This is a genomic window from Nostoc sp. PCC 7107 (genome assembly GCF_000316625.1).
Classification (GTDB): Bacteria; Cyanobacteriota; Cyanobacteriia; order Cyanobacteriales; family Nostocaceae; genus Nostoc_B.
This window is the reverse complement of the sequence record NC_019676.1, coordinates 2,594,266-2,617,500: the sequence shown is the minus strand read 5'-3', so window position 1 is coordinate 2,617,500 and position 23,235 is coordinate 2,594,266. Positions and strand designations below refer to the sequence as shown.

Here is a 23,235-nt window from a genome sequence, read left to right as displayed (position 1 = left end):
TTCAATTACGTCGGGATGATGTATTTAAAGCCGAATTATTAGAAAAAATTTCCGAATTAGTAGTTATTGTTTCGGTTTTTGGTTGTGGCTTAAAAATTATTCGTCCACTAAATTTTCAAGTTTGGGGGATTACATCTCGCCTGATTGGGTTATTAATGCCAATTTCAATTTTTAGCTTGGCTGTTGTGGGCAAGTTATTCTTAGGGATGAATTGGGGAGAAGCTATATTATTAGGAGCGATTTTAGCACCTACTGACCCGGTGTTAGCCTCAGAAGTACAACTGACTGATACTAATGATAGAGATGAGTTACGTTTTGGTTTAACATCAGAAGGTGGATTAAATGATGCCTTAGCTTTTCCCTTTGTTTATTTTGGGATTTATGCTTTAAAAGATGATAATTGGCACAACTGGTTTAAAAAATGGATCGTGATAGATTTATTTTGGGCGATTGCAGCAGGAATCTTGATGGGTATTTTAGTTCCTAAAGTAATCGTCTGGATTGATCAAAATCTCCAAAAGCGCCGTTCTGCTGATAAATTAATGGAAGATTTTGTTGGTATTAGTATCATTTTACTGACTTATTCTTTAACAGAATTTGTGAATGGTTATGGTTTTTTGGCAGTATTTGTAGCGGGTTTAGTCGTGCAACGAAGTTATCGCAATCCAGAAAAACCATTGGCTCAATTAGAATTTATTGAACAACTAGAAAAGCTGTTAGAAGTTGGCACAATTCTATTGTTAGGCTCAATCTTACTATTCAAGCCTATGCTTGATTATGCTTTCCAATCTTTAGTAGTAATTATTTTATTATTCGTGTTTATACGACCTTTAGGTGCATGGGTCAGCACAATCAGTAAACATCCATTTAGTTCCCATCGCCGCAATTTACACCCTGGAACTCGCTGGTTATTTGGTTGGTTTGGAATTCGTGGTGTTGGTTCCCTTTATTATCTTGCCTATGCTTTTGGTAACGGTCTCAAGGGAGAAGCTGCTGAACAAATTGCCTGGATAACTTACACGACTATTGTTGTGTCAGTAATTGTACATGGAATTAGTGCAACTCCCTTAATGACTTGGTATGAGGCTCATATTGCCAAACAGAAACAACCTCTACCGGCTTCTACTATTGATGAATTTGAGTAAACGCAGACATAATCAACAGTTAACGGAAAAATTTAGACTCCTGTACTCTACAGGAGAACCCGTATGGTAGAGGATACTACAGAGATGCAGAGTACATCAGGGAATGAGAGTTGGAGAGATTTTTAGCGAGATGGTATAAGAAAAAAAGTACTTGCAAATTTTACTTAAGTATAGTACTATAGTACTATAATAAGAGACCCTAATAAAACAACCCCACAGCACCCGTGGGGTTTTCTATTGAAGATGATTTGCAGAGACCGTTTCATTTTTAAGGTGATACATTTGACAAGCGGAGGGTGTGAACTGTATCAGGACGTTTGCTTTGAGAATATTATTTTAAGTCGATCGCGCGAATATTTGTGCAGCGATCGCCGCTTTTGTCCTGTTATGTCGCTGAGTCTTTGCCGTGAGAACTCATCACTTGTTCAGGGTACTTTAAAAAGGTATGTTCAATCTTAATTCCGCGACTATCCATCACCTGAGTAAATAAATCTGTTGGTAGGGCATTTTCTACAGGTAAAACTCCTGGTTTATGAAGTTTACCTTCAAGAATTAATTGAGCAACAGTACCAGTACCACAGCCAGTGGCTAAAGCAGCATTATCATGCAATACAGTAGAAGCATAAACGCCTGTTGAGCCATTTTTTTTGCCTGTAACTTCTGACCTGACTGCTACACCAATACCGCTGAAACGATTAGTAAAATCTGTCATAGTATGGCTGACATGAGATAAGAATTCAATCATGCCATTACGCTGCATTAACCACTTGGGAAAAATATGTGCTGCAATCCAGGTCAGATGATTATAGTAATCGGGAAATGAACCAAACTTAGTAACTACACTTTTAACTGAAGGAAAGGCATAAGGCAAGGTAAAGGTTTCTGGCATATCAAACCAGTAAACTCCATTACGTTGATAATGGGGAAAATCAACAAGTTCTCTTTCACTATAAGGCTTGACTTCCTGCCATTTGCCATCTATCCAAGCTTCAAAAGGATGTTGTAAGCCGAGAAAAGTTGTCCGCATGACCGTGATACCAGCACCACCGGAACCAGCTACTAAATAATACAGCTTGATTTTTTCGGCTTCATCAAATTGCTCCACACCCTGACGCACCATACTGTTAGATATGCCAGGGAATATACCTGTATTAATTATGGCTGTTACCCCAGCAGCAACAGCTTGTTCATGATAAGTAAGAGACTTACTGGTAAAAGAACGGTGGTCGCTCACATCTATATAGTTCACGCCTTGTTCAATACAAAATTTCAGAACATCGGCATCACGGTAGTGAAACGGGCCTGCACAGTGAACTACTAAATCAGAGTTAGCGATCGCTTCCCGCAGTTTATCAACTTCTGCCAAGTCTAAAGTTAAATACTGCTCTCGTTCTGCTAAGGGCAAACTTCCCGTCTCTGGAGTACGCCCAGTGATGGTAATTCTGGCTTGCGTATGGTTAGCAATATCTTGAGCGACACTGCTACCAATTCGCCCCCTTCCTCCAAGAATTAAAACGCGGTCTGTCATTACTCCGGTATGGGCAACATTACTTGTATTTGACCAGTTGATCATTGTCTTTGTCATCGGTTACAAGGATGACTTGCCTACCAATATAGGAAGATATGTACAGCATTTACGCACTTCGGCTATTTGTAAAGACTCGGTATAAAATTATAAATAAAAGAGACCGCCATCAAACCGTCTCAGTCAATCAGGGTTGTTTTAATAAACAAATTTTGTCAAATATGTAAGTATACATATATTTAATAAGTTTTTGTAATATTGCAGATGTTGGCAGAACTAAATAATTTAATATTTTCTTTAGATTGTCATCAGCAGTGATCTGTGTTCATTCAAGCCAGGAGCGATAGTCATGAAGATATGCCTTGTGAACTCAAAAATATTACGTCAGCTTTGGGCTGTAGTGGAACAAACCCAAAGCAGTACACTCCTGGGACTTAGCGATAAAGATTTGGTTAAACTGCTATTAGGAAAGATTGAGAGCAATAAAGTCCTGGATTCTGAAGAAACTCTTGGCCTAACGGATTACATTTACTCTAGGACTTTGCTGATACGTGACTTAGCCCAGGCACGTTCGGCATCATAATTCCAGGTAAAAGCCTATGCAAGTATCTAGTCTTTTTGTATAGACTTTTAGCTTGTCATTTCCAGAATTATCTAGGATTAATGTGCCGTCTAGGCCCCCACCCTGGATTAACAATAGCAGCTAAATCTTCTGCCGATAACTTATCAATTTCAGCCTCTAGTTCTTCAACAGTAAAATCATAGCCACCTTCTTTAGCAATCTTAATAAATGCTTCTGGATTAGCTGTAGCTTTGAGTTTTTGCTGAAATGCTTGGTCTTCTTTCACTGCTTGAAAAAATTTTGCCGCATTTTGCGTTGCCATGATAGCTTATCTCCTATATTAAATAGTCAAGCTTGAATGTGTTAATTAAGACTGTTCTAGTTTTCCAGAATAGTGAAAATCTCAATCTTAAACTCGGCTCAATTCCTTTTGCTCAATTTCACCAGATACTATTTGAGATTCTGGTGCAACTTTTGTCAGATGTTGCTCTAAAATTGCCAAATTGCGAATATTGGATTTATAGAACGCATCAAACAAATCACCCACTAAAGGTACACTACCAACTACAGCTTCTAAACCAACATTAAAAATCATTTTGGCTAAGTCTTGGCGAGGAATACCGAAGCGGGTAGCTAAAAATATAATGTAAGCCGAAAATCCAGTACTGATGAAATCTCCAGCACCTGGAACCAGACCAATAATGGGGTCTAATCCAATGCGAAAACCAAGCAGAGGTATGCGTATAGATGTATCCATCAGACGGCTAAGTCTGCGGATACGTTCAAGAGTAGCTAGGCGTTTAACAGCATCCATAATTGATGATCTCCGCACTATTTATAATGTGCATTATTTTCATTGATATGTCTTGTATCCTGAGAAAGAATGACTAGACACATCTATGTTTCTTGATGCTGCTTCTGGCTTATTCCCTACTTAAATTGATAAAGATTTTGCAGAGTTTTGAGTAGGCGATCGCCCTGCTAGACTGAATTTATCGCAGTAACAAAGTTAAAAGCCTCTTGGTGTCTAAGTTTCATTATTTACCGATATCCTAACCAACTTGGCTACTGCTTGATTGTTAAATCATTTCAAATCTGTGACTGTATGCAATAATTAATAAGTTGTTTTTTTGAAAAAAATTAATGAGTAAATTTCAAATTGATATTGACTATAGTAATATAGAGTTAAATGCCCTAGAAACAGACGAAGATTTCCACAGAGAAGCAAAAACACTATTACCCCAAGCATTGCAAAAACTAGGTGAAAGTATTGGAGAACAAACTTGGGAAGAATTACAAAAAAATTTGCAAAAATCAGGCAGTAAATCTAAAGGTTCTCAATTAGAGAAGCGCAAGTTTATTCAAGAAACAGGTAGAACTTATCAACGCAGAGCTAGTGGTAGAGAAAAACAAGAACTAGAAGATTATCTAGTAGATCAATTACGCAATTTGCAAAATCAAACAAGATAGATTAGGTATTCATTAATTTACTAAAAATACACTGCTAAATTATTTTTTTAACTAAATGTAATGTTGAGTATTGGCTGGGAAAACACTTGATAGCAGCCTCATTTATTAGTCAGAAAACAAGGTGTATGAGGCTGCAATACTGTATCAAGTCAAGAGCATGTTAGGGCGTTAAGTCAAATGCTTTTTGATGCCAATACATTTTCTAACTCAGCATTAACTAAACGCCACAACTCAACTCACCAGCTTTTTGAGTAAAGCGACGATTTTCTCTGTAGTCTACCGGACAATCGATGACAGTTGGTACATCCTGGGCTAAGGCTTCTTTGAGTATAGGTATGAGGTCGAGACTAGATTCCACTCGATAACCTTTTAAACCCATACTTTCAGCAAATTTGACAAAATCAGGATTACCAAAATGGACAAAGGATGAATTACCTTTGCCAAAGTGGTTTTCTTGTTTCCATTCAATTAAGCCATAGCCACCATCATTAAATATCAAGGTGACAAAGGGAGTACCTACACGCAAAGCTGTTTCTAATTCTTGGCAATTCATCATAAAGCCACCGTCACCAGTCACGGCAACAATTTTGCGGTTGGGATAAACGAGTTTAGCGGCTAAAGCACCAGGAATAGCAATACCCATCGCCGCAAAACCGTTAGAAATAATACAAGTATTGGGACTATGACAATGATAATGACGCGCCATCCACATTTTATGTGCGCCAACGTCAGAGATAACGATATCATCTGGTCCCATAACTTGCCGCAAGTCATAAATTAATTTTTGCGGTTTAATGGGATAACCTTCATCATTGGCATATTGTTCATAATCAGCCCGAATTTCGCCGCGTAAGGTGATGGCGTAAGGATTAGGTTTACCTTGGCGATCGGCTACTTTTAAGATTTCCGATAGGGAGTCAGAAATATCGCCGATGACTTCTACATTGGAAATATAACTACTATCAATTTCCGCCGCAGCCGTACTAATATGCACAATCGGAATTGTGCCTTCAGGATTCCATTTTTTTGGAGAAAATTCAATCAAATCATAGCCGATCGCAATGACTAAATCTGTATTATCAAAGCCACAGGTAATAAAGTCCCGTTGCTGTAATCCCACAGACCATAAAGCTAAAGGATGAGTGTAAGGAATTACACCTTTACCCATGAATGTATTCGCCACAGGTATATTCATTTGCGTGGCAAATTGCGTCACGGCATCACTAGCTTGACCACGAATTGCACCATTACCAACTAAAATTAGGGGATTCACTGCTTGGGATATCATCGCGGCGGCAGCGCGAATGCTGGCAAAAGAGGCGTAGGTTTTTTCAATTTTATCTCGGCGCAAAGGTTTACCTTCAACGGGCATAGCGGCAATATTTTCTGGTAAATCTATATGGACTGCGCCGGGTTTTTCAGTTTGCGATCGCTTGAAGGCTTTCCTTACTACTTCTGGTGTAATACTTGGGCGAACAATCTGCTTATTCCATTTAGTTACAGGGGCAAACATCGCCACTAAATCTAAATATTGGTGGGATTCAATGTGCATTCTATCGGTTCCCACTTGCCCAGTAATTGCTACCAAAGGCGCACCATCAAGATTTGCATCCGCCACACCAGTCATCAGATTGGTTGCGCCAGGGCCAAGAGTGGAAAGACAAACCCCAGCTTTTCCGGTTAAGCGTCCGTAGACATCGGCCATAAAAGCCGCACCTTGTTCATGGCGAGTCGTAATAAATTTAATGGAAGAATGTTTTAACGCTTCTAAAACGTGTAAATTTTCTTCTCCAGGGAGTCCAAAAACATATTCGACTCCTTCATTTTCTAAACACTTGACTAATAATTCTGCTGTATTCATTTTAATTTCCTCATAAGATGCACGAAATAGAAAGTGGTGAGTGGAGAGAGAGGATTAGATAGGCATCAAGTAAAAAGTAAAAAGGTAAAAAACTAGGTTTCTTTTAACTTTTGCCTTTTGATTTTTGCCTTCCTATTCCCCACTCTCTATTTCCGACTTTCCGACTATTTCACCCAAACAGTTTTAACATTGACAAACTCTTGTATGCCTTGAATGCTTAATTCTCGGCCATACCCAGAACGTTTGATACCGCCAAAAGGCAAACGGGGGTCAGATTTGACCAAACCGTTGATAAAGACTGCACCAGCTTCAATTTCGGCAATCAAGCGATCGCGTTCTTGGTCGTTGTTTGTCCAAGCACTTGCACCTAACCCAAAGGGTGTAGCATTTGCCAATTTAATTGCAGCATCAATGTCTGGAACCCGGAATAACAAAGCTACCGGGCCAAAAAATTCTTCTTGGGCAATCGGCGCGTCCAGGGGAATATCTGTGATGATAGTCGGTGGATAAAAGTTTCCTGGACGGTCTGAAATATGATACCCACCAGTCAAGACTTTTCCACCACTGTTTTTAGCAACTTGGACTTGCTGATCTAAATCTTGGAGAATATCTGGTGTAGCTAGTGGCCCTAAATCGGTATCTGGTTGCATCGGATCACCGACTTTCAACGCCAGGAATTTATCTAATAGCAACTTCTCAAATCGATCAGCGATCGCATCTTCCACAATAAAACGTTTCGCTGCAATACAAGATTGCCCATTATTTAACATTCGTGCGGCGGTAGCTGTAGCCACTGCTGTTTCTACATCAGCACTAGCTAACACAATAAACGGATCACTTCCTCCCAATTCCAGAACTGTTTTTTTTATGTGTTTACCAGCCGTGGCGGCTAAAGATGCACCCGCTGGTTCACTTCCTGTTAAAGTTGCCGCTTTTACTCGCTCATCAGCGATAATATCGGCAACTTTTGCCGCACCGATTAATAAAGTTTGAAAGACACCTTCAGGAAAACCAGCCCGTTGGAAAATCTCTGCAATTGCTAAAGCGGATTGAGGTACATTCGACGCGTGTTTTAATAAACCCACGTTACCAGCCATCAGCGCCGGTGCAGCAAAGCGAAACACCTGCCAAAAGGGAAAATTCCACGGCATAACTGCCAAAATTATCCCCAATGGCTGATAGCGGACAAAACTATGACTAGCATCAGTTTTCACAACAACATCAGCCAAAAAATCAGCGGCGTTTTCGGCATAATAGCGACAAACCGCGGCACATTTTTCGACTTCAGAAATCGCAGCTTTATATGGTTTACCCATTTCCAGCGTCATGACTTTAGCAAAGTCGGCTTTTTCTTGCTCTAAAATTTGTGCAGCTTTTTGTAACCACTGCGATCGCTGTGAGAAACTAGTCTTGCGGTATTGCTCAAAAGCTTGATTTGCCAAATCCAATTTAGCGGCAATTTCAGCATCGTTGAGTGGCTCAAAAGTTTTGAGCGTCTCCCCAGTGGCGGGATTGATGGTGGCGATAGCCATTGCCTGACCCCCGTTAAAAAATAGCTTGAGGTAGCCGCCTATTTTTACACAAATTAGTTATGGAAGCTACCATCAAAATTGTAGACTTATCCTTTAAAATTGGTCACTTAATATTACAATTTCGCAATTAAACATATAACAATATATACAATGATTGACTGTATTTTTAGGTAAATATTCTCAAGAGAAAATTACGTATTCAGCAATATTTTTTTAATGCAATTACTAGGCAAAAATTACTAGCTATTGTGCCATTAATGAATGATTTTTTTGTGCGCGATCGGCAAATAATCGAGCAAATAACCTGAGACAAAGCCAGGATTTTACGATAGCACCGAAAAACTGAAAGCGCTACTATAATAATCAGACTTGGCTTCTGAATTACTCATAAAAATGGGTAATCAGAAACGGCGAACCAGGAAAGAAGAAATATCTACTGCATTTTTTCAAAAATCAAACTAGGATTCCTATCGCAAAAATTTAAGCGTTTTGTCTTGCCAAAGTAAATTTAACTAGAGCATAAATAACACAACAATTCACCTCTTTTCAGCTTTTTCTGGGTTTATTTCGCCAATTTCTCTCCAAAGGCTAATGTAAAAGTTTGTATCGAAAGCTCGTCAGCCTTTGATGCTAGGATTATTTAAATTTTCAGCTTAACCGATGACATAGCAAGCAAAAAGTCTAGAAAAGAATTCTGATAAATAAACGCTAATTTCACTAAAAACCAGCAGTATTTCTCAACAGATGGTATAAAAGTTGCAGCGGAAGACAGCAAAAGCTGCCAAAGCACACGCAAATATTTTAAATACAGATGTAGTCAGATATGTTAGGACAACTTGAAAGCTTGAATGCCAGGAATAGTAAGACTTTTCCTTCTGCCTTCTGCTATAACTTCAAACAGTATTAGGGGTAGCTATTATGCCAACAATTCATTTAATCGATGGTGAAAAGGGTGGGGTAGGAAAGTCTTTAGTCACTCGGACAATGATTCAATATTGTCTGGATAAAAAAATTCCCTTTGTACCCATAGAGACGGATAGATCAAATCCTGATGTGGCTGGTGTTTATAAAGGTATGTGTCAGTATGCTGTGTTTACCGAAGATGAACGCCAAGCCGACAAAGCCGATAGAATCTTTGAGATGGCAATGTCTAAGCCTGTCATTGTCAATCTCGCAGCCCAAAGCCATCGCGCCGTCAAAAACTGGATTGATAAAAACCAGTTACTCGAACTAGGAAGCGCGGAAGGAGTAAGTTTTTGTAAGTGGTTTGTAACTACAGGGGGCTATGACAGCTTAAATTTGTTTGTCCAGTCTATAAATAGCTATGGTGATAAAGTTCCCCATATCCTCGTCAGAAATTGTGGACTGTGTGACGACTGGGAACACGTTGATTCTGACCCGAATATGCAGCAGTTAGTGCAGAAGCATAACGTTCAAGTTGTGGATTTTCCCAAATTGGCATACAAAGAAAGAAATATCATTGACCAAACTCGTATGACCTTTTCAGAAGCACGAGAATATAAAGAATTTGGTATTTTGAGTAAACAGCGAGTCGTACATTTTCTCAAGCTGGCTTACGCTGCGTTTGAAAAAGTTGGTATTTGGTATGAAGAAGTAAAGCAAGCTTGAAATGATTCAATTGTCATGATCATTCTGGCTCTCCATTTATGCACAACACAAGTAGTTTTAGTGTTATGCCCTCAGCCTAATGCACCGCAGCATAATAATACGGTGTGTTAGGCATTAATTTTTCTGACAGTCGCGTCATAACTTCACCCTCTAGTACATCGCCACAAGACTATTCGCGTATTACATAGATTAAATTCTATGTTTAATAAATAAAAGTAGGTATTTACTTATCAAATAGGGCGCAAATAAGAAAATTAAGTCCAGAAAAAGTCTGTTTACTTACTCAAATGCTTTAATGGTCAAGCTTTCATGTATCAATGTGTCGCAACCAACTTGCTAGGTCGCACATATTTAAATAACTGATCGGATTAGGTTAATAGCATGGCTTTTACGAACAAGATAATCTTTCAGTAAATATGCTGTAAATTAGTTGCTTTTATTTAACTTTTAAACAATAATAAAACTTGGCAAGTTGAGGAATTAAAATTAAAGTATTCGCTTATCAATTGAAGCAAAAGCTAATCAAAAGCTTGATAAGATGCTCCCCAATTAACCTAGTTCAGCTATCTTTATTAAAGACATAGCTTTGAAATCTCATACTCTCTTTCCCTAAGACTTTTAACGGCAGATTGTTCAGTGTAGAACAATTATTTGGACTTTCAATCTTAATTAATTAGTCACTCCTAAGAGAATATTCAATGGGTATTAATAAACTTTCCAAAGATAATAATGCTTTTGATTTACTTAGATTGATACTCGCTATCTTTGTAGTTACAACGCATGGATATCTTATCGGCGGTTATGGATTTGGTGAACCTCTAGCTAAAGTAATGGGCTTTAAATCACCATTTAATCTAGGTGAAACTGGAGTTATAGGTTTTTTTGCCTTAAGTGGATATTTAATTACTGCAAGTTTTGAACGTTATCGTAATCCTTTAATTTTTATATATCATCGTTTTTTCAGAATAGTTCCTGGTTTTTGGATTTGCTTGTTATTCACGTCTTTTGTTATCGCTCCAATTATCTATTTTGTAAACAATCATTCTTTATCTGCTTTCTCTTGGAATGAATCACTTTCATACGTCGTCAGGAATATTTTTATTGCAATCAAACAGTGGAATATTGCTTACGTCCTAGATTATGCTGCATATAAAGAGTCTTTAAACGGAAGTTTGTGGAGTTTATTTCCAGAAGTAATATGCTATGCCTTCACACTTTTTGCTGGATCTTTAGGACTATTTAGAGAGAATCGAATAATTTTATTGGGAGTTTTCATTGGTATATTTTCTCTTCTTATACTAAAAAGTAATAATTTAGTATATGGCCCAACATTTATAATGCTTAGTTCATTTAATTTAATCCAAGCATATACATCTTATATAACTGGTTGTTTACTATATATTTATAGACAAGAATTACATATTAATTTGAAAGGCGTGATATTTATTCTAATTATTACTATTCTCCTCCTCAGATTTGGTGGCTATACTTCTGTAGCCCCTATATTAGTGGCAATAATTGTAATATATGGATTTAATTGTTTTAAATTCAAAATTCCTTTTGATATATCTTATGGTATATATATTTACTCGTTTCCTTTTCAACAACTACTGTATAGTATTTTCGGCAATAATTTGCCGGTCTATTTATACTTGTCTTTTAGCATTCTAGGTTCATGTATACTAGGTTTTTTAAGTTTTTATTTAATAGAAAAACCTTTCATAAATATACGCAAAAAATTGGATAAGCTCATATCCAACGCTTTTCAATTATCTATCTATAACTGAGTCTCATAAGGTATAAAAGTAGCTAGAATACTCTTGGTAAAATAGTTATTTCTCCACCCCTGTGTGCACTTCATGTATTGTTAATTAAAGGGTGACATAATACTCCTTTTAGCGCATTTAGCTACGAATACGAAAACCCTGTTGCCCATTAATTGAATCAAACAGGACATCGTATTTGTCAAAAAATCCAATCCCACTATTTACAAATACGGGATATGCAGCTTGTGGAGAAATATTAATATTCCATAGATTAAACCCGTCACGGTTGCCTGGTACTAAACTGTAGTCCAAAATTTTAGGAATAGCTACCTTCACAGCATTTTCACGGCGTAAGCTTCCTGGTTTGAGTTTCCCTGCTAGAGAAGCCGATTTAAATTCCACAAAACCATTTCTAGCTCTAGTGTCAGTGACCATTCTGCTATTACAGTTATTTTTCATAGAACTGCCAGAGATCGTTAAACAAACTCCAATGAGCCGAGAGTCCCATCTGTTACCAGGTATCCCATCAATTGCGGGTTGCTGTTTCAGAGAAGTCATCTTAAAGCCTTCTCGATTCTTAGCTGTTAAGCCAAGAGTGAGGCTACCGTTATTGTTACTACCACCATTACCTGCGACGATCAATCCATTACTTAAATTTCCTGGAAGTTTTCTCAATGGATTATAAGGAAGTGTTCGTTCAGAGTAGTTGACACCGATAATTCCAGAGAATGCTGTACCACTTTTTGCCGAGCAATTGGGTTTTTGAGGAGTACATTTGCGGCTAGTAACGACCTGTACGGGAACAGGTTCTGCCGTTGCTAGTAAACCTATCTTGAAGGTGGTATAAACTAATTCTCCTTCTAAGATAGTCCCATCGCTGAATACTTCTTTGACAATTTGCCCTGTTTTGCGGATGGGAGCATTGCCTAAAAATTCCTGGGGAACTCTTAAACCTGCTGATCCTGTATCTAATAAAACACGTTTTGGGCGATCGCCTGCCACAGAAACCTCTAAAAAATATCCTCGTCCTGGTTGACTAACAGAACCCTTTGTATATAAAGGAACCGTTAGTGTATCAAAAGTAGGCTGGCGGCGTGTGAATTGAGAAGTATCTCGCAAAACAGGGTTAGGAAAGACCGCTAAAAATCCAGCCTGTCGCTGCGCCACTGGTTCTGGTGCATAATCCCAAAGACTTTCGTAGTAGAAAAACACAGCACCTAAACCACGTTGTTGCGCCGCCCGTACTTGAGACTGAATTTGTGACAAAGAAACTGGGCGATTTCTCAACCCTGCCATAATCCCTATCCCAGTAGGTATATATTGCTGTGTTTCTATAATTTCGGGGCGGGTAATTTGACTAGTAAAAGCTTCTAAATCATTGCGGTAAACTTGCATAACAAGCTCATCTACAATACCCAACCTTACCCAGTTGAGCCAGTCTTGGAGTTGAAATTTATAAGCAAAGTCATAGTAATTAGGAGAAACCGAGATAATGGCATTAGGCTTTATCTGCTTTACCGCTTGATTGAGTTTTAACATGAAAGCTGTGATTTTATCTGCCCGCCATTGCACCCATGCTTGAGCTTGAGGGTTAGTAGGAGGTGGATTTCCGGTTTCGTCTGTATATAGTTTAATCGTGTAACTGTCGTAACCAAAATCCACAGGCAAACTTGTATGGTCATCAAATTGAATTCCATCAGCGTTGTATTTGCTAATAATTTCGACTACCAAGTCAGTAATAAATTTCTGTACTTCTGGGTGAAAAGGATTAAACCAAGCTACTTCACCCGCAGCTGTAATTGAGGTTTGTGTACCATCCTGCTTTTGTGTCAGCCAATTCGGATGAGCCGACGCTAGTTCTGAAGTCAAAGGAACCATGAAACCAAATTCAAACCAAGGTATAGCTAGTAACCCTTGGCGACGGCTTTGGGTAATAATGTCAGCAATTACATCTTGTCCTTCTGCACCCTTGAAGAAAAAAGGAATACCTAACTGTTGTGCTACCGCACTGGGATATTTTGTATAACCATCATTCCAAACTACGGGATAGACTGTGTTAAAGTTCAACCGCCGCAATTGCGCCATAGTTTCCTGGACTTTGGCTTGATACTTCATAATGTCGAAGTCATTATTAGTCAGCCAAACCCCGCGAATTTCTTGACGGGGTGACGGAGGTATTTGAGCAGTTGCAGGATTGAAGTTGTGTAGCAGCACCACAGCGGTGAATGAGACTGCAAACAAAACTGGTAGAAGACGCTGAATTGACCACCAATTTATCTGGCTGAAAGGAGATTGCCTAAATGCAATTAACGCGATGTGCGACTGATGTTTAAAACCCCTCTCTAAACCTCTCCCCGCAACGGAGAGAGGCTTTAATTTTTGCGCCCCTTCCCTACAAGGGAAGGGGTTGGGGGTTAGGTTTGAGAAAAAGTTGCACACGGCGGTAATTAATAATTTATTAACTACCCAAGCTTTAATTCGTAAGCCTTTATAACGAAAATAAGTAAACATTAGTACGTAATTATATGGAATATACAAAGTTTATTTATAACATTTGATAGCTGCACCAGTTAAACTAACGTACATTTAGTTGATTGAGGCAAATGACGCAGTTAAGAGTTGAATAGTGCCAAGTAATAGACTCGTCCGTATTCTGTGTATCTATGCAGAACAATTTAAACCTCCTTTATGCTGGGAAATCCTTCCACCGCAGTAGCTCCCCTTGTGGGTGGAATCTTTTTGTCAGGAGAAATTTGATACCACGCTGAATTGTGGGCTGTAAACTCAGCACTCTTCATTCCTGTAAAGCTTCCTAATCTGTAAACAAAGGTCTTGCTTGTTGTGTTAATTGCAACTTTGCTTCTAAAGTTATCCAATCTTCCTGTTCAATCAAATTAATAAATTCATTGATATTTTGGCGATAATGTTGCAACGACCCTAACAATGCTTGGCGGTTATAGCGTGCCATCATTAAGCCTAATTCAGGATTCCCACCACCGACACGGCTAGTATCTCGAAAACCAGAACTAGCTAAATTTTGAGCTAACTGTAAAACTTCTGGGTCATTTTCGCCCGTACAAGCAGTAATTAACGCCGCACTCACCATCACAGGTAAATGAGAAATCCAACTCACAGCACGGTCATGTTGTTCTGGTTGACAATGGTAGATTTTAGCTCCCAGCGATCGCACAATTTCTTCTAAAATAGCGATCGCATCTTTGGGTGTTGTTGCATCTGGTGTCAGTACATAAGGTCTATCCACAAATAAATTTTTTTGCGCCGCTTCTATCCCACTATCTGCTGTTCCCGCCATTGGATGACCGCCGACAAACCTTGCCCACAGCGGAGAAATTGCCTGGACTATCGGTGCTTTCACAGAACCAACATCAGTAATAATCGTAGCAGCAGAAAGATGTGTAATTAACTGTTCAACTTGGGGAACAATAAGGGCGATAGGCGTACAAACAAAAATAATATCTGCGGCTGCTAACAAACTCATATCTACAGAGGCTTCATCGACACTACCAAGAGCTACTGCTGTTTGACAGGTAGATTCACGGCGACTTACTCCCAAGACATGATGACCTTGCGATCGCAAATCATAACCCAAAGAACCGCCTATTAAACCCAAACCTAAAATACCAATATTCATAATTGATTTTGTCAGCGTATTTTTCACTTAATATTCTGCATACTTTATCAACTAAGGAAACTAATTTAATTCTTTTGACTTTTAACTTTTAACTTATATTTATGGGTAGCATCAATGACTGTAGAGGAATTACTCGAACAATACGCAGCAGGGGTTACAAATTTTAGCGGTATCGAACTTTGCGAAGCGAACCTGAGTGGTGCCAAACTCAGCGGAATAAATTTCAGCGAAGCTAATTTGAGTGTAGTGAATTTGAGTGGAGCAAATCTCAGCGATGCCAATTTGAGCCATGCTAAGTTAAATGTCGCTCGTCTGAGTGGTGTAAATTTTGTCGGTGCAATCATGAATTATGCCAGTCTGAATGTGGCAAACTTGATTCGTGCTGACCTCAGCCGCGCTCAATTGCGAGGTGCTTCTTTGGTACGTGCTGAGTTAATTCGGGCAGAACTGAGCCGTGCTGACTTATTTGAAGCTAACCTCAGTAATGCTGATTTACGAGAAGCAACACTCCGCAAAGCAAACCTTCGTCGCGCTAATTTGAGCGAAGCTAGTCTTAAAGGAAGTTCTTTGGCTGGGACGAATTTAGAAATGGCAAACTTAAACGCCGCTGATTTGCATCGAACAGACCTGAGTGGGGCGAATTTACGTGATGCGGAATTGAAACAAACAAATCTTACCCACGCGAACCTCAGCGGTGCAGATTTAAGCGGGGCGAATCTTCGTTGGGCTGATTTGAGTGGTGCAAATCTCAGTTGGGCTGATTTAAGCGGCGCAAAATTGAGTGGAGCGAACTTGATGGGGGCAAACTTAAGCAATGCTAACTTAACTAATACCAGTTTTGTCCATGCAAATTTAACAGAGGCAACATTAATTAAAGCAGAATGGATTGGTGCAGATTTAACAGGCGCAACCTTAACCGGGGCTAAACTGCATTCCGCCTCACGATTTGGGCTAAAAACCGAAGGAATGATTTGTGAATGGGTTGATCTTAGTCCAAAAGGCGATCGCTCGATCATCCAAAAATTTGAAGCCGACGACCCAGGGGACTTTTTTAACGAAACGCCGCCAACTATTCGCATTATCGTCGATGCGGCCCTCGAACCAGAAGCTAATTTTGCCCTCGCTGGCGCTTACTTCCACATCGCTCAAGAATATCGCATCATCAAACAACCCCCCAGTATGGAAATTGGTCGTCGCCGCACAGTTTTTACATTCCGGGTAGATAGCGATGAAGCATTATTACCCACAGCCTGTCTGGCCATTCTCCCTTTTAGGGATGCCAACAGTATGCACAAAAGCATTTACCAAGTGGTAGAGATACTCAATAAAGAAGATGTATCCAACTTAGATATAAAAATATCCCATCGGGTGAAGCAATTGACCACCCTGATCGAACAAGCTATTAGTCAAGCTCAGACTATACGGCAAATGAAAAAAAATCTTGAATTAGCAGCGAAAATAAATTTCTTTCGAGCGCCTACGCAAACAATCTTGACTAATTCCAGCGCCCAGACATTGACAGTATACGATAACCCCTACTTTGGTAAAAAATTTATTAATACCTCGCAACTAGATGCGGCATTTCTCGTTGATAAATCCACTGAAACCGCCACAATTGCATCACTTTCGTTAAATATAGTTGTAGATTTTCTCAAAAGCTTTCACTATATCAATGAATAAGAAAATCTCAATGTTCCCAAAAACGGATTTTTGGAGGCAGCAAATGCGTGATACCTTTAACAGAATGGTTGGTCGGACTCGCTATGTAGTCTGTCGGTTGTTTATTCACTTAGGTGGGTCGGATATCGCCCCAATTTTAGGCGTATTAAATCACGCTGCAAGAGAAGCAATTGATGCTGAGGGCGACTTGCAGGTTTTAGGAGAAGTATTAGTCGAACTCAGTGAAACCCTGCTGCGTTACGATGAATATTGGATGTCTGCGGCTAACGAAGGCGACGTATTTTGGAGCGAAGGCGAAGCAGGCGATTACGTAAATGAATTATTTACTGACTCGGCCGAAAGATATGGTGCTGATATTGATTGGGACTCACCCTCTGGTTTTGATGAACCCTTATCTATTCCAGTTACACGTAACGTCGTAGTGATAATTACCGTAGCTTCTGAAGGCGAAGTCCCAGAGTTAGAAACAGACCTATCGAATATTCAAGCACTCAAAGAAGGTTTAAGAGCCTTAATCAATCTGCACTATAAAAACAAACTTAAAGCCATTCAAGTGCATTTCTCGCCAGCACAGTTAGGCGATGAACTAACAAACGATCACCTGTTGCAATATTACCCAGAATTGATACCTTTGTAGATTGTTGGGTTGTCCGCACACCACCTATTTTAAGAAGTTGTTAAGCTCGGAGATAAGACAATACTGCAATGATCATGACCATATTACGTAAATTTACAGTTGTTGTTTTAGCCTTGAGTTTGTGCATAACAACTGTTGCTTGCGGGGGCGGAGAGCAAACTACTCCCACAGGGCGCAATGTTAGCCAAACTTCTACTGCCACCAAATTGAGTGATGGTCAGTATCAAGTACAACAAGCCACCTATGATGATAGTACAGGGGAATACACGCTGTTTTTACTAAATAGTAAACCCCCAACCTTTACCACCGAAAATGTGCAAATGGCACGGCTGACCGATGAAGAAATCAAAGCAGGTAAAAAATCTTACCTGAAAGTAGAAAACGGACAGCCAGCTTTATACCTCACAGAAGACTTCAAAATTGAGTACGTCCACAACGTTACGCAAACTCAAAATAATCCCCAAACCGGACAGCAAGAAACCGTTGTTGTCAGGAGAGAAAACAGCTTTTGGTCGCCCTTTGCTGGTTCTTTAGCTGGGAGTATCGCGGGTCAAGCAATTGGTAGTCTGTTATTTAGACCCCAATATTATGTGCCACCTGTTTATCAACCAGGCGGAGTGTTAAATGGGTTTGGTGGTTACGGTTCTACCTATGACCAAGCCGTTAGTAGCTATCGCAGCCGCTATAATGCACCCCCAGCAGCGGTGAGAAATCGTACAGCTTTCCGTACCACAGGCAATATTAGAAATACCTCTCCTAATGGTTCTAATGTCCGCACTACAACCCCTCCCAGAACTACAAACCGTCCCAGCGGTTCTGGGTTTGGTTCTAGCGAACTGCAACCATCAGGTAAATCTAGTACTACCAAACGTAATTCCGGTAGTAGTTTTGGCAGTGGCGGTCGGAGTAGGAGTCCTAGCCGTAGCGGTGGTTTTGGTAGCAGACGGCGTTAATCAATTTAGTTAACGTCAAATTTGTGTAGGTTGGATTTTTGCTGGCTTTTTGAAGGGTACTGAGTAAAATCCAATCTACGCATTTTTTATCGGATTTTTCCAGTCAAATTACAAATTCTGAAATATTGTCGTATTTAACGCCAGGTTGAGTATGATTACATAAATTGACGAAAGTAAAAGGTGTAGAGAGATTTTAGCGGGGAGCGATCGCTAAGAGTTCAATATTTCTCACCACCACACAACTTCATCATTAGCTGCCTCCCCTGTTGATTGGAGATAAGATAAGCTATGCTATTGCTTCCTGCCTGTAAATTGAAGTTGACTCCCCTGGCACTAGTAATTTCCCTGGCTGTATCAGGAGTATCCACAATATTATGCCCCATAGCTATTAATCAGTCTCAAGCCGCAGAAATAACTCCCAAACTACCGGGAGTTAAACTGAGTGCATCAAAACGCCTTGCCTTAGTTGTCGGTATCGATGACTATCCTGAAGACCCTCTGGGTTTGCCAGTGAGTGACGCAAAACTGGTCAAGCGAGAACTAGAGTCAGTAGGTTTTGAAGTAACTCTGGTGATCAATCCGACGATAGGAGCTTTAACAGAAGCTAGAGATGCGTTCGTAAAAAAGATAGATAGCTCTGGTGATAAAGTCACAGCCTTATTTTTCTTTGCTGGACATGGGGTGCAGTTTGACGGACACAACTACCTGATTCCAGCTAAATCTAAGCTTCTTTCTGCTCCAAATAAGGCCGGCTTCATTGATCAGGCGATGGATGCACAGCTTGGTATTCTCAACTACCTAAGTGAGTCAAAGGCTTCTCAAGTAATCTTCGTCCTGGATGCCTGTCGCAATAATCCTTTCAATCCAGGGCATCGGGGTAGTAGAGGGACTGCTGGACTAGCAAAGATGAATGTCAACCCTGGTGGCCCCGACACTTTTATTTTGTTTGCTGCTTCACCCGGTCAAGTTGCTTTTGATGGAGATAAAGATGCGGCAAATAGCCCTTTTAGCGAAGCCTTTGCCAAAGCAATCTCTCAACCTGGCTCTTCATTACCGACTGTCTACGAGCAAGTAAACGAGCAAGTGAGGAAAACCACGGATGGGAAACAGCGTCCTTATCAGGAAGGAGTGCTATTTAACTTTAAGTTCCGTGAAGCTCTAGCAGATCCGGTAGTAGTCTCTGGACAAGCTCGGTTGCTAGAAACAGGGTTTGAAAAACGTCAGTACGATATTGTAAATGATGGCTACAAATTGCTCAGGCAGACCCTAGCTACAAAATCGATCAACGATATCCAAAAAGCTGCTGAGGGTGGAGATGCAGAAGCTCAGTACTTACTGGGAATTGCCTACAACGCTGGTGAGGGAGTTACTGCTGACTCAGAACGAACAGCCTATTGGTTAAGACGGGCGGCAACCCGCGGCTTTAGTCGCGCCCAATTTGCTTATGGACAGCGACTCTATTGGGGTTGGGGACAGACTGAACCCAATAAGAAAGAAGGATTTGACTGGTGGTTGGTAGCTGCTGAAAATGGTAACGCATCAGCTATGTTGGAAATTGGTGCAACTTATCTCTACGGAAGAGAAGGGGTTTCAGGGCAAGACATAACCCAAGCAGAAAAATATTTCAATCAAGCACTATCAGTTGGAGCATTAGAGGCGGAAACCAATCTCGGCCGTCTTTATGGGGAAAAGGCAAAAAAAGCTCAAAAGGCAGGAGATACCAAGACCTTTGCACAAGCCAGCGAAAAAAGACTCGCTTACTTTCAGAAGGCTGCTCAAAAAGGCTCATCCGATGCTATGTATTCCTTAGCTGATATGTATCGTTATGGCGATTATGTCAAAATGGATGTGCCAAAGGCAATGGAGTGGTACAAAAAATCCATATCTGTGGGCAATAGTGATGCTGCCGTAGAGCTGGCAAAGCTATATGTTGATGAAAGTGCAACAGGATTAGGGAAATCACAGCCAGAGGAAGCGGCCAAGTATTTCCGCATTGCTCTGAACCTTGGTTCTAAAATGGCTGGGGTAGAATTGGCTGACCTAATTAGAAACGGTAAGGTTAAGGTTACTCCCAAGACTTCTCAAGAAGCAATCCAGCTTTATGAGCAAGCTGTTATTAACGGTTCATTGAGGGCGGCGGCTCATCTTTCAGATATTTATCTCAAGGGAGAATTGGTAGCAAAAGACAGGAAAAAAGCTGAACAGTATGGGCTAAAAGCTCTTGAACTAGAAAAAACAACGAAACCGGATAGCGAAGATGCCTGGCCGATGTATGCACAAATTGCTTATACTAACCTGCTGAAGCTATATAAAGTGGAAAAATTAGAGCCAGCTAAACCCCAGCTAGTTAAAGCTATCGAGGATCGGGTCGGTCTTCTAAACAGTAATCTGAAGCGCTTTACTGTTCCAATAACCTGTGGAACTATAAAGTCTCCTTTCCATGTGTATGTGTGGGATTGGAAACTTAATGAACCCCCAACCACAGCCCAGTTTGATTGGGTAGAAAAAGCAAGAGGCTGTGAAGTTCCAAAGGATGTCGTTGAGTCATTTCAAAAGCTATATAAGATTGCACGAGAGAATAATGTTTCTTTCGCAGATCTAACTGTCTATGCATTAAGTAATGCCAACCAGAAAAAGTAGGGACTAAGCAACTACCTCTATCAAATCATTGCTTTTATTCACAATTAATATAACTGTGTTACCCTAGTAGAGTTGTCTAAAATTCCGCACACCCAGGAGTTCGGGTGTTTTCTTATTGAGAAAATACACCTGGGTGGAGGTTTAACCCGAATAGGAGTTAAGAATATATGCCAGTCGTTTCATTGGCTCAAATGATGGAGTCAGGTGTTCACTTTGGACACCAAACCCGCCGCTGGAACCCCAAAATGTCGCCGTACATTTATACTTCCCGCAATGGTGTACACATCATCGACTTGGTGCAAACAGCCCAGTTGATGGAAGACGCTTACAGCTACATGAGAACCCAAGCCGAGCAAGGGAAAAAATTCTTATTTGTCGGCACAAAGCGTCAAGCAGCCGGAATCATTGCTCAAGAAGCATCTCGTTGTGGCTCTCACTATATTAACCAGCGTTGGTTAGGTGGAATGCTCACTAACTGGGCAACCATTAAAACTAGAGTAGAACGCCTGAAAGATTTAGAACGCCGCGAAGAAAACGGCGCTCTGGATTTATTGCCGAAAAAAGAAGCATCAATGCTGCGTCGGGAAATGACAAAGCTGCAAAAATACCTGGGTGGGATCAAAACCATGCGGAAAGTCCCTGACGTTGTAGTAATTGTAGACCAACGCCGGGAATATAATGCAGTTCAAGAATGTCAGAAACTTTCCATTCCCATTGTGTCCATGTTGGATACTAACTGTGACCCAGATGTTGTAGATATTCCTATCCCCGCAAATGATGACGCTATTAGATCTATTAAGCTAATAGTTGGCAAATTGGCGGATGCAATTTATGAAGGCCGTCATGGTCAGCTAGATGCAGAAGAAGAATACGAAGATTACGAAGGCGGCGAGGAAGATTACGAATACGACGAAAGTGAATACTCTGACTCGTTAATTCCCGACGAGGAAGAGGAGGAATAAAGGATGAAGGATGAAGGATGAAAAATAAAACTTCATCCTTCAGACTTTCTTCAGTTCTGAGTAAGATAGAAATACTCAACGCCCGTAAGCGATAAAAACTCTAGGTCAAGTTAGGAATTGAGGCAACATGGCGGAAATATCTGCAAAACTCGTCCAAGAGCTACGCCAAAAGACTGGTGCCGGCATGATGGACTGTAAAAAGGCGCTGACAGAAAATGACGGCGACATTGAACAAGCTACAGATTGGCTACGGAAAAAGGGGATTACTTCTGCGGGTAAAAAAAGCGATCGCATCGCAGCTGAAGGTCTAGTAGATACCTACATTCACCCTGATGGTAAAGTAGGCGTACTGCTAGAAGTTAACTGTCAAACCGATTTCGTTGCCCGAAATGAAGCTTTTAAATCTTTGGTTAAGAGCCTTGCAAAGCAAGCCGCTACTGCTGATAGTATTGAGTCTTTGCTGACTCAAGCTTACATCGAAGATAACAGTGTTACCGTAGATGAATTTATCAAGCAAACTATGGCTAAACTTGGTGAAAACATCCAGGTACGCCGCTTTATTAACTTTGCATTACCAGATGGTACACCAGGAGTAGTAGATAGTTACATCCATACTGGTGGTCGCGTTGGTGTGCTAGTTGAGATCAAATCCACCACTGAATCAGCTGCGGGTAACGAAGAATTCCATGCTTTGGCGCGGAATGCAGCGATGCAAGTTGCAGCTTGTCCCAACGTTGAATATGTCAGCGTAGACCAAATCCCTACCGAAGTTGTCCAAAAAGAAAAAGACATCGAAATGGGTAAGGATGATTTGGCAAACAAACCAGAGAACATTAGAGAAAAGATTGTTCAAGGACGGATTGAAAAACGTCTGAAAGAGATGACTTTACTCGATCAGCCTTACATCCGTGACCAAAGTATTTCTGTAGAAGAATTGGTCAAACAAGTTAAGGCTAAAGTCGGTGAAGAGGTTGAAGTCACACGCTTTGTGCGCTACATCCTAGGCGAAGGTATTGAAAAACAAGAAACTAACTTTGCTGATGAAGTTGCGGCTCAAATCGGAGCTAAGTAATTTAGTCCTTAGTCATTGGTCATTTGTTTAAAATCAAATGAACAATGACAAATGACATTTTTTAAGACAGGTCAGTTACACTAAGCTGACCTGTATTTTATTATTAGAAAGTAACCCCATACATTTGTACCATAAGCAGGTTCAGATGG

The 23,235-nt window shown here is 40.3% G+C and carries 17 protein-coding genes (1 of these 17 only partly in view); 10 read left to right on the top strand and 7 right to left on the bottom strand.

What is annotated here, in order from left to right; genetic code table 11:
- A protein-coding gene (locus NOS7107_RS11090) for a sodium:proton antiporter (protein WP_044499906.1) crosses the window boundary here: on the top strand, window positions 1-1,145 show its 3' portion. It extends 154 nt beyond the left edge of the window; 1,145 of the gene's 1,299 nt are visible here — the last part of the coding sequence; the start codon falls outside the window, past its left edge; its stop codon occupies window positions 1,143-1,145.
- Between the two features lie 385 nt (window positions 1,146-1,530).
- Here the strand turns inward: NOS7107_RS11090 and NOS7107_RS11085 are convergent, their stop codons facing one another.
- The 3 genes from NOS7107_RS11085 to NOS7107_RS11070 form a co-directional block, all read right to left on the bottom strand.
- Complete coding sequence (locus NOS7107_RS11085) at window positions 1,531-2,673, bottom strand: saccharopine dehydrogenase family protein (protein WP_044500739.1); 1,143 nt, start codon at window positions 2,671-2,673, stop codon at window positions 1,531-1,533.
- Window positions 2,674-3,320: 647 nt separating this feature from the next.
- A complete protein-coding gene (locus NOS7107_RS11075) occupies window positions 3,321-3,554 on the bottom strand; it encodes a Nif11-like leader peptide family natural product precursor (protein ID WP_015113062.1) in 234 nt (77 codons plus the stop codon).
- Window positions 3,555-3,641: 87 nt separating this feature from the next.
- Window positions 3,642-4,046 (bottom strand): DUF4112 domain-containing protein, encoded by a 405-nt coding sequence (locus tag NOS7107_RS11070; RefSeq protein ID WP_015113061.1) that lies wholly within the window; start codon window positions 4,044-4,046, stop codon window positions 3,642-3,644.
- Window positions 4,047-4,375: 329 nt separating this feature from the next.
- Here NOS7107_RS11070 and NOS7107_RS11065 point away from each other — a divergent pair, with 329 nt between their 5' ends.
- On the top strand, window positions 4,376-4,702 hold the full coding sequence (locus tag NOS7107_RS11065) for a hypothetical protein (RefSeq protein ID WP_015113060.1): 327 nt from the start codon (window positions 4,376-4,378) through the stop codon (window positions 4,700-4,702).
- A gap of 217 nt (window positions 4,703-4,919) precedes the next feature.
- On the opposite strand, the gene NOS7107_RS11060 is transcribed toward NOS7107_RS11065, so the two are convergent.
- The gene (locus NOS7107_RS11060; RefSeq protein ID WP_015113059.1) at window positions 4,920-6,563 is read right to left on the bottom strand and encodes an acetolactate synthase large subunit; all 1,644 of its coding nucleotides are present in this window, start codon (window positions 6,561-6,563) and stop codon (window positions 4,920-4,922) included.
- Window positions 6,564-6,727: 164 nt separating this feature from the next.
- Window positions 6,728-8,095: an NAD-dependent succinate-semialdehyde dehydrogenase gene (locus NOS7107_RS11055; RefSeq protein ID WP_015113058.1), complete on the bottom strand. Its 1,368-nt coding sequence runs from the start codon at window positions 8,093-8,095 to the stop codon at window positions 6,728-6,730.
- 918 nt (window positions 8,096-9,013) lie between these two features.
- On the opposite strand from NOS7107_RS11055, the gene NOS7107_RS11050 reads away from it, so the two are divergent.
- The gene (locus NOS7107_RS11050; protein WP_015113057.1) at window positions 9,014-9,724 is read left to right on the top strand and encodes a mobilization protein MobD; all 711 of its coding nucleotides are present in this window, start codon (window positions 9,014-9,016) and stop codon (window positions 9,722-9,724) included.
- 698 nt (window positions 9,725-10,422) lie between these two features.
- Entirely contained in the window at window positions 10,423-11,511 is a 1,089-nt protein-coding gene (locus NOS7107_RS11045; RefSeq protein ID WP_015113056.1) for an acyltransferase, read from the top strand.
- A 117-nt stretch (window positions 11,512-11,628) separates the two neighbouring features.
- On the opposite strand, the gene NOS7107_RS11040 is transcribed toward NOS7107_RS11045, so the two are convergent.
- Complete coding sequence (locus tag NOS7107_RS11040; RefSeq protein ID WP_015113055.1) at window positions 11,629-14,001, bottom strand: glycoside hydrolase family 10 protein; 2,373 nt, start codon at window positions 13,999-14,001, stop codon at window positions 11,629-11,631.
- 301 nt (window positions 14,002-14,302) lie between these two features.
- A complete protein-coding gene (locus tag NOS7107_RS11035; protein WP_015113054.1) occupies window positions 14,303-15,142 on the bottom strand; it encodes a prephenate/arogenate dehydrogenase in 840 nt (279 codons plus the stop codon).
- 114 nt (window positions 15,143-15,256) lie between these two features.
- On the opposite strand from NOS7107_RS11035, the gene NOS7107_RS11030 reads away from it, so the two are divergent.
- The 6 genes from NOS7107_RS11030 to tsf all read left to right on the top strand — a co-directional run bounded on the left by NOS7107_RS11030 (window position 15,257) and on the right by tsf (window position 23,086).
- Window positions 15,257-16,822, top strand: a complete 1,566-nt coding sequence (locus NOS7107_RS11030) for a pentapeptide repeat-containing protein (protein WP_015113053.1) — start codon at window positions 15,257-15,259, stop codon at window positions 16,820-16,822.
- A gap of 43 nt (window positions 16,823-16,865) precedes the next feature.
- Entirely contained in the window at window positions 16,866-17,459 is a 594-nt protein-coding gene (locus NOS7107_RS11025) for a DUF1517 domain-containing protein (RefSeq protein WP_015113052.1), read from the top strand.
- A 68-nt stretch (window positions 17,460-17,527) separates the two neighbouring features.
- A complete protein-coding gene (locus tag NOS7107_RS11020) occupies window positions 17,528-18,412 on the top strand; it encodes a hypothetical protein (protein ID WP_015113051.1) in 885 nt (294 codons plus the stop codon).
- A 288-nt stretch (window positions 18,413-18,700) separates the two neighbouring features.
- A complete protein-coding gene (locus NOS7107_RS11015; protein ID WP_015113050.1) occupies window positions 18,701-21,052 on the top strand; it encodes a DUF2610 domain-containing protein in 2,352 nt (783 codons plus the stop codon).
- A gap of 167 nt (window positions 21,053-21,219) precedes the next feature.
- Window positions 21,220-22,014 carry a 30S ribosomal protein S2 gene (gene rpsB / locus NOS7107_RS11010; protein WP_015113049.1) on the top strand — a complete coding sequence of 265 codons (795 nt, stop codon included), beginning with the start codon at window positions 21,220-21,222 and terminating at the stop codon, window positions 22,012-22,014.
- 127 nt (window positions 22,015-22,141) lie between these two features.
- On the top strand, window positions 22,142-23,086 hold the full coding sequence (gene tsf / locus NOS7107_RS11005) for a translation elongation factor Ts (RefSeq protein WP_015113048.1): 945 nt from the start codon (window positions 22,142-22,144) through the stop codon (window positions 23,084-23,086).
- The last annotated feature ends 149 nt before the right edge of the window (window positions 23,087-23,235 follow it).